The organism is Candidatus Izemoplasma sp. (assembly GCF_982632705.1).
The window spans coordinates 1-8,050 of sequence record NZ_CEXEES010000065.1 but is presented as its reverse complement, the minus strand read 5'-3'; the positions used below and the strand labels follow the sequence as shown (position 1 = coordinate 8,050).

At 33.3% G+C, this 8,050-nt stretch carries 10 protein-coding genes; all 10 read left to right on the top strand.

The window, feature by feature from the left end:
- Window positions 1-416 (top strand): EF-Tu C-terminal domain-related protein (locus tag AC2LE6_RS07730; protein WP_484478691.1); only part of this gene is annotated, 416 nt, incomplete at its 5' end.
- Window positions 417-523: 107 nt separating this feature from the next.
- On the top strand, window positions 524-1,288 hold the full coding sequence (locus AC2LE6_RS07725; protein WP_484478690.1) for a TatD family hydrolase: 765 nt from the start codon (window positions 524-526) through the stop codon (window positions 1,286-1,288).
- 5 nt (window positions 1,289-1,293) lie between these two features.
- Window positions 1,294-2,541, top strand: a complete 1,248-nt coding sequence (locus AC2LE6_RS07720; RefSeq protein ID WP_484478689.1) for a S1C family serine protease — start codon at window positions 1,294-1,296, stop codon at window positions 2,539-2,541.
- Between the two features lie 91 nt (window positions 2,542-2,632).
- Window positions 2,633-3,736 (top strand): redox-regulated ATPase YchF, encoded by a 1,104-nt coding sequence (gene ychF, locus AC2LE6_RS07715; RefSeq protein WP_484478688.1) that lies wholly within the window; start codon window positions 2,633-2,635, stop codon window positions 3,734-3,736.
- A gap of 90 nt (window positions 3,737-3,826) precedes the next feature.
- Window positions 3,827-4,657, top strand: a complete 831-nt coding sequence (locus AC2LE6_RS07710) for a PhzF family phenazine biosynthesis protein (protein ID WP_484478687.1) — start codon at window positions 3,827-3,829, stop codon at window positions 4,655-4,657.
- Window positions 4,658-4,665: 8 nt separating this feature from the next.
- Window positions 4,666-5,886, top strand: coding sequence for a CinA family nicotinamide mononucleotide deamidase-related protein (locus AC2LE6_RS07705; RefSeq protein WP_484478686.1), 1,221 nt, complete (start codon window positions 4,666-4,668; stop codon window positions 5,884-5,886).
- Window positions 5,867-6,610 carry an alpha/beta hydrolase gene (locus AC2LE6_RS07700; protein WP_484478685.1) on the top strand — a complete coding sequence of 248 codons (744 nt, stop codon included), beginning with the start codon at window positions 5,867-5,869 and terminating at the stop codon, window positions 6,608-6,610. Before AC2LE6_RS07705 ends, AC2LE6_RS07700 begins: the two co-directional genes overlap by 20 nt.
- A gap of 315 nt (window positions 6,611-6,925) precedes the next feature.
- Window positions 6,926-7,213 carry a 30S ribosomal protein S6 gene (gene rpsF, locus AC2LE6_RS07695; protein ID WP_484478684.1) on the top strand — a complete coding sequence of 96 codons (288 nt, stop codon included), beginning with the start codon at window positions 6,926-6,928 and terminating at the stop codon, window positions 7,211-7,213.
- Between the two features lie 13 nt (window positions 7,214-7,226).
- Window positions 7,227-7,730 (top strand): single-stranded DNA-binding protein, encoded by a 504-nt coding sequence (gene ssb, locus AC2LE6_RS07690; protein ID WP_484478683.1) that lies wholly within the window; start codon window positions 7,227-7,229, stop codon window positions 7,728-7,730.
- Window positions 7,731-7,748: 18 nt separating this feature from the next.
- A complete protein-coding gene (rpsR, locus tag AC2LE6_RS07685) occupies window positions 7,749-7,982 on the top strand; it encodes a 30S ribosomal protein S18 (protein WP_484478682.1) in 234 nt (77 codons plus the stop codon).
- The last annotated feature ends 68 nt before the right edge of the window (window positions 7,983-8,050 follow it).

Genomic DNA, 8,050 nt, shown 5'->3' with positions numbered 1-8,050 from the left:
CTGGTGTTGAAATGTTCCGTAAATTATTAGATCGTGCAGAAGCAGGAGATAATATTGGTGCATTATTACGTGGTGTATCTCGTGAAGATATCCAACGTGGACAAGTATTAGCAAAACCTAAATCAGTTACTCCACATACAAGATTTGAAGCTCAAGTTTATGTATTAAGTAAAGAAGAGGGTGGGCGTCACACACCATTCTTCAGTAACTACAGACCTCAATTCTACTTCAGAACTACAGATGTTACAGGAATCATTGAATTACCAACTGGTATTGAAATGGTAATGCCTGGAGACGACGTTAACATGATCGTTGAATTGATTCACCCAATCGCGTTAGAGCAAGGAACTAAATTCTCTATCCGTGAAGGTGGACGTACAGTTGGTGCTGGAAACGTTTCAAAAATCTTAGTATAATTTAAGATAAAAAATAAACTAAAGAGGCTTATGCCTCTTTTTTTTGTATATACACCATTTTTACATAAAATTGTAGTATAATTATAGTACTAAGCAGAGGTGATTACATGTTAATCGATACACACGTACATCTAAACGCACAACAATTCAATGACTCTCTAGAAGATGTCATAAAAAGAGCATTGGAAAATGATGTATCAAAAATGATTGTAGTTGGATACGACCCAGCAACAAATAAAAAAGCAATTGAACTTGCTGAACGATATGATTTTATATATGCAACAGTAGGATTTCATCCAACTGATTCCATTAAAGTTACTGATGAAGACAAAAAACTTTTACTAAAACAATTAACACACAAAAAGGTAGTCGGTATTGGAGAATGTGGTCTTGATTTCTATTGGGATAAAGAACACATAGAATCTCAAATCGAACTATTCAAATGGCATATAGAACAATCACTCGAATTAGATCTTCCTTTAAGTATTCATATGAGAGATGCAAGTGAAGCGACCTATAATGTTTTAAGTGAGTATTCAAATGTAAAAGGTATAATGCATTGCTACTCAGGTAGTGAAGAAATGGTTCCATTATTCATTGATTTGGGGTTACATATATCCCTAGGTGGACCCGTTACATTCAAAAATGGACATAAACCAAAAGCAGTCGCAAAAGTAGTCCCAATTGTAAGACTACTTGTGGAAACAGATGCACCATACTTATCACCTCATCCATTTAGAGGAAAACAAAATGAACCATCAAGAGTCAAACTAGTCGCAGAAGAAATCGCAAGACTTAGAGATGTATCATATAAAGAAATAGCCAATCAAACAACAAAAAATGCATTAGAGCTATTTAACATAAAGGAGTGAACACGATGAAAAAATTACTATTAGTACTAATACTTATAATTTCATTTACATTAACAGGGTGTGATTTAACTGGAAATTCAGACACACTAACAGAAGCTGAAATTGATGCCTTGGTTCAAGAACTTGTTGCAGAACAAATTGCAGAACAAAGTGAATTAACACAAGCTGAATTAGAAGTGTTGATCGAGCAACTTGTTGAAGAAAGAATTGATGAACAACAAGCGACAGTCGATTATACTATTGAAGCATTTGAAGAAGCTGTAACAGAAATGATATTAGAAGCAAGAACTGGGGTTCTTGGAATAATCGTTGTAACAAATACAACATCTGGAACAGGTAGTGGTGTAATATATAAAAGAGAACCAATGACAATCATAGATGAGGATTTAAACGTTCTTCAAGGATGGAAATATTACATGGTTACAAATGATCATGTATTGGTTCATGAGAATACACAAGGGGAAAGACAATTACCAGTTTATATGACAGTTGTTTTTGAGAAAAACGGATTACTTTTTGAAATTCCCAATGAAAAAGTAGATTATATCGGTTCTGATCCTACAACCGATTTAGGTGTTGTAACATTTGAATCTGCTGAAGATTTTAAAGTAATTGAGTTCGCAGATTCTTATGATTTAAAAGTGGGACAATTCGTCTTCGCAATAGGAAATCCACTTGGATTTGACTATTACGGTACGGTTACAATGGGTGTTGTAAGTGGTACTGCAAGATACTATATGGAAGGTGATTTTGACGCTACTTTATTACAACATGATGCTGCGATAAGCCCTGGAAACAGCGGTGGAGCGTTGCTTGATGTTAATGGTAATCTTGTAGGAATAAACAATATGAAACTAGTAGAAGACTACGTTGCAAACATAGGATTCGCAATCCCGTCTAACACAGTTGAACGAATAGTAAATGACCTTGAAGATGATGGAATAATCACAAGACCATATCTAGGAATTACAACATCTGCACAAACAAATGAATGTGGATACGACTTTGGTGTTTGTGTTGAAGTTCAAGTTGGTGGAGCTGCAGAAGCGGCAGGATTAATTGATTATGACATTATCATTGGGTATAAAAACGAAGGTATGTCGGATTTCCGAGAAATCAATAATTTTAACGATTTAAGGGAAGCAATACTAAACAGTAGTGTTGGAGAATCAATCGTTATTAAATACATTAGAGACGATGTAGAATACGAAAGTGTAGTAACAACTTTAAACGTTCATCCTGACGATCAATAGAAAACCAAAAAGCAAATATTCATTTGCTTTTTTTCTTGTAAAACACTGTAAATTAAAGTAGAATAATAGAGGTTTAAAAAGGAGTGATATTATGGGACTTACAGCAGGAATAGTAGGACTACCAAATGTCGGAAAATCAACATTATTTAACGCTATAACAAAAGCAGGAGCACTAGCAGCGAATTATCCATTTGCTACAATCGATCCTAACGTTGGAGTAGTAGAAGTACCTGACGAAAGATTAATCAACTTAAAGAATCTTGTTAACCCTAAAAAAACAATACCAACTATCTTTGAATTCACTGATATTGCAGGTATCGTTAAAGGAGCAAGTAAAGGTGAAGGACTTGGAAACAAATTCCTTTCACACATAAGAGAAGTAGATGCCATCGTACAAGTTGTACGTGCATTTGATGATGAAAATGTTACACACGTAGATGGAACTGTGGATCCAATTAGAGATATTGAAACAATCAATCTAGAATTGATTTTTGCTGATATTGAAGTAATTGAAAAAAGATTACCAAAAATAGAGAAAAAAGCTTTATTAAAAGTAGACAAAGATTGCGTGTTTGAATTTGGTGTTTTGAAAGAGATTCACGAAACATTGTTAGATAACAAATCAATCAGAACAATGAAGTTTAATGAAAACGAACTTGCTCTTATTAAAAACTTTAACTTCTTAACACAAAAACCAATCATCTATGTTGCTAATATTCACGAAGATGAAATTACTGATTTCGACGATAATGAATACGTAAAAATCATCAAAGAATATGCAGCAAACGATAAAGCAGAAGCTGTAGTAATTAGTGCTAAAATCGAAGCAGAGTTGAGTGAACTTGACGATGAGGAAAAAGAAATCTTCCTAGAAGATCTTGGAGTAACAGAATCGGGATTAGATAAACTTATCAAGAAAAGCTATACTTTATTAGGACTGGAAACATACTTCACTGCTGGACCTCAAGAGGTCAGAGCCTGGACATTCAAAAAAGGAATGAAAGCTCCAAAATGTGCAGGAATCATTCATACTGATTTTGAAAAAGGGTTTATCAGAGCGGAAACCATCAAGTATAAAGACTTCGTAGAATTTAACGGAGAACAAGGTGCAAAAGAAAATGGTAAAGCGAGATTAGAAGGAAAAGAATACATCGTTCAAGATGGAGATGTAATGCATTTTAGGTTTAATGTTTAAGACACTTTAATTAGTGTCTTTTTTGTTTCAATAAATTTACACATTTATATGGTAAAATAGAAGTAACTATAATAGGAAGTAGGTATTAACATGGATGTAAAAGTATATAAACTAACATCTTTCCCAAATGGAAAGAATGGTGGAAACAAAGCAGGCGTAGTTATTAATGCCGATTCATTAACAAACTTTGATATGCAACAAGTTGCAAAAGAGGTTGGATATAGTGAAACAGCATTCGTTAGTGAAAGTGAAAAAGCAACATTTAGAGTTCAGTTTTTCACACCAACAAAAGAAGTAGATTTATGTGGGCATGCAACGATCGCAACCTTCAATCTATTAAGAGATTTAAAAATCATAAAAAAAGGACATCACTCAATGGAGACTAATGTCGGTGTTCTAAATATCGAAGTATCCAGAAAAGATGTTTTTATGGAACAAAAGAAACCTCAGTTTAAAAGTGGAATTGAGCAATACGAAATTCTAGATTGCTTCTATGAAGAAAGATTTCTAGATAACACATTACCACCAATGATTGTATCAACAGGATTAGAAGAAATATTCATTGCTGTAAAAGATGTAACAACACTACATAAACTTCATCCTAAAATGAAGAACATAGAACATCTATGCAATAAATACAATGTAATTGGGATTCATCTATTCGCACTAGATTCTAAAGTAGACGCATATGGTAGAAATTTCGCACCCATTGTAGGGATTGATGAGGAAAGCGCAACAGGGACAAGTAATGGTGCCTTAGCATGTTATTTAAACAAATATGTATCCCCTCAAAAAACAGAATATGTATTAAGACAAGGGTATTCTATGAATATGCCTTCTGAGATATATGTTAAACTAGATAAACATCTACACGAAATACTAAGTGTAAGTGTTGGAGGAACAGCAAAAGAAATCAAGTAGGTGAGAGCATGAAGACAGCAATTATAACAGTTGGAAAAGAAGTACTTACAGGAAAAACTTTAAACACAAATCTTATGCATATAGCATCAAACCTTCAAACAATAGGTATTGATGTAAATCGTAGTTTTGTGATTGACGACATAAAAGAAGAATACAATCGAATACTAGATATAGTTGATGAAGACATCATCTTTTTTACAGGTGGACTTGGTCCAACAATAGATGATATTACAAGAGAATCAACGTATGATTATTTTAATGTTAAAACGTTTCTTGATCAGGAAATTGTTGATACAATTAAACAATATTTTGATCGTATGAGTATTAAAATGAAGGATACAAATTTGAAACAAGCTATCAGACCAATACACTCAACAGTACTCATTAATAATGAAGGAACTGCACCTGGTGTATATTTTGAGATAGATGGAAAACATATTATTTTATTACCTGGGCCCCCATCTGAATTAAAACCTATGATACCAGTTGTTCTAGATATCCTATCTAAAAAACTAGATATTAAATTATATAGTGAAGGATTTAAACTTGTTGGTACAGGTGAGTCTTTCATGGAAGATAAATTACTTGGTTTTTATGAATTGCATCCTAATGTAAATATCGCACCATACGCTGGACTTGGTGAAATAAAGTATATTTTTACATCATCTTCAAAGACAGACTTAGTAAAATGCAAAAAAGATTTTTATGATCAGTTTTCACATTTTATATATGGTTCACTAGAAGATACTTTAGAAAGTGTTGTTGTTGATTTACTAAAAGAGTTAAACTACAAAATCTCTTTCGCTGAAAGTTGCACAGGTGGATTACTATCGGGCAGACTACTCAATGTAAGTGGTAGCAGTTCTGTATATGATGAGGGAATAATCACATATAGCAATCAATCAAAAATGAAACACTTAAATGTGTCAAAAGACGTACTAGATACATTTGGTGCAGTGAGTAATGAATGTGCATATCAAATGGTAGATGGTCTAAACAAATTGACAAAATGTGATATCGGAATATCAGTTACTGGGATAGCTGGACCAACAGGTGGTACAGAAGAAAAACCAGTTGGACTCGTTCATTTTGGTTTGTACATAAATGGTACTATAAAAACATACAAGTTCGTCTTCAACGGCGATAGACATAAAGTGAGAACGAGAAGTGTGGTGTATGCACTTAACTTGGTGAGGGGTGAGTTGTTAGATGTTAAACATAACAATTAAACATCAAGTTTATAAAGGCATTCCTTACAACGAATACTATAGTGATATCAAAGATTCAAAAGGACTTGTATTCATCCAACATGGGTTTGAATCAAACAAAAATAGAGGCGCTGACTACATTGGTGTAGATCTCGCTAGATTAGGGTTCAATGTAGTAGCAATTGATGCCTATAAACATGGTTCTAGAATAGAAGAGCCATTCATATCAAAAGAGAACTATGAGAAGTTTGAAGATGCATTTAATGTCATTGATAAATCAGGAGATGATATCCTAGAAATATACAATGGTTTATATGAATCAAGATTTGAAAGTTTTGACTTTATTGGAGTGTCTATGGGTGGAATGATTGCATATAATTGCGCATTGAAAACAAACCGCATAAACAGACTAATACCAGTTATAAGTACACCGTATTTATATCAACTAGCAGAGTGGCTAGTTGATAGAGAAGATAACGATTTTTATAGAGAAAAACTGGTTAATATAAAAGACTATATTGTTTCGATTGACCCATACTATAAAATGGAAGAGCTAAAGTATCATGAACTCTATATGATTAACACGCTTAGAGACGATATCGTTCCATTTAAATTCAGTGATCATTTATACGGTCAAAACCTAGAGAACGTTTCATTCCAAGTGTTTGATGAGAAGCATGTTGTATCAAGAGAAATGAAAGAACATATACTTAGTTATATTGCAAAAGAAAAGGTTGTGCTCTAACACAACCTTTTCTAATGTGAATGAATAGGGTTATTAAAAATAATCCAGAAGATGAACGATATTTGAATGGGGATTCAAGTACCATTCTAAACTCATTGTAATACACTATTATATTCTTATAAATAGAAGTCAGGTATGTTACAGATACATTTCAGTGTGTTACAATATAGTAGCGGAGATTTCACCTATATATAGTATATATATAAAATAACTATAATTTGTTGCATAGGAATTACCTTTGTGATATAATTATTCAGCGTGAGAAATCGCATCCTTGCTGCAAGACAGCCAATAGACCAAAAGGAGGTAAATAAAATGACAAAATACGAAATTATGTATGTTATTCGCCCAACTGTTTTAGAAGATGATCGTAAAGTATTAATTGAAGAATTAAACACTATCTTCACTTCAAGAGATAGCCAAGTTGCTAATGTCAACGAATGGGGAATAAAAGATTTAGCTTATGAGATCCAGGACCATAAAAAAGGATATTATGTAGTTCTAGATGTTGTATCTAATGACGAAGCGCGAACTGAGTTCGATCGTATCGTTCGTATCAAAGAAGATATTATCCGTCACATTATAATTAAAGACGTAAGATAAGGGGTGTATTACTATGATTAATCGTACAGTATTAGTTGGACGTATTACAAAAGATCCAGAGTTAAGATATACATCAGGGAACATTGCTTTCGCAAGATTCACGTTAGCTGTTAATAGAACATTCGCAGGTCCTAATGGGGAGAGAGAAGCAGACTTCATCCAATGTATTATTTGGAGAAAACAAGCCGAGAATTTAGCTCGTTTTGTGAGAAAAGGTAGTTTACTAGGTGTCGAAGGACGCATCCAAACAGGATCATACGATGATAATGAAGGAAATAGAAAATACACAACTGACGTTGTTTGTGATAGTGTTCAATTCTTAGAACCTAAAGGTTCAGATTCAAACCAGAATCAAAACCAAAATCAGAGTCAAGGTGGATACCAACAAGATCGTGGATTTAACAATGACCATAGTCAAAAATTCTACGATGATAAATCACAACAACAGAAACAACCACAACAACGTAGAGAGTCTACTCCAGTTATTGATGTAACTGAAGATGACCTACCATTCTAAATAGAGGAGGAAACGACCATGGCAAGACCAGGAGGATTCCGTAAAAGACGTAAAAAAAGATGTTTTTTCACAGAAAACAAAATTACATATATTGATTACAAAGATGTTGAATTACTAAAAAGATTCATTAGTGATAGAGGTAAAATCTTACCTAAACGTGTTACAGGAACTAAATCAAGATTCCAACCACAATTAGCGGTTGCAATCAAAAGAGCAAGACATATGTCTTTGCTTCCATTCATTAAAGAATAAGACTCGAAAGAGTCTTTTTTTTGTCCATTAATATATATTTATATATATTAACATTTTGATATAAACAA

Coding starts and splice junctions, on each gene's coding strand:
- AC2LE6_RS07725 (WP_484478690.1), top strand. CDS start 524: ATGTTAATCGATACACACGTACATCTAAACGCACAACAATTCAATGAC.
- AC2LE6_RS07720 (WP_484478689.1), top strand. CDS start 1,294: ATGAAAAAATTACTATTAGTACTAATACTTATAATTTCATTTACATTA.
- ychF (WP_484478688.1), top strand. CDS start 2,633: ATGGGACTTACAGCAGGAATAGTAGGACTACCAAATGTCGGAAAATCA.
- AC2LE6_RS07710 (WP_484478687.1), top strand. CDS start 3,827: ATGGATGTAAAAGTATATAAACTAACATCTTTCCCAAATGGAAAGAAT.
- AC2LE6_RS07705 (WP_484478686.1), top strand. CDS start 4,666: ATGAAGACAGCAATTATAACAGTTGGAAAAGAAGTACTTACAGGAAAA.
- AC2LE6_RS07700 (WP_484478685.1), top strand. CDS start 5,867: ATGTTAAACATAACAATTAAACATCAAGTTTATAAAGGCATTCCTTAC.
- rpsF (WP_484478684.1), top strand. CDS start 6,926: ATGACAAAATACGAAATTATGTATGTTATTCGCCCAACTGTTTTAGAA.
- ssb (WP_484478683.1), top strand. CDS start 7,227: ATGATTAATCGTACAGTATTAGTTGGACGTATTACAAAAGATCCAGAG.
- rpsR (WP_484478682.1), top strand. CDS start 7,749: ATGGCAAGACCAGGAGGATTCCGTAAAAGACGTAAAAAAAGATGTTTT.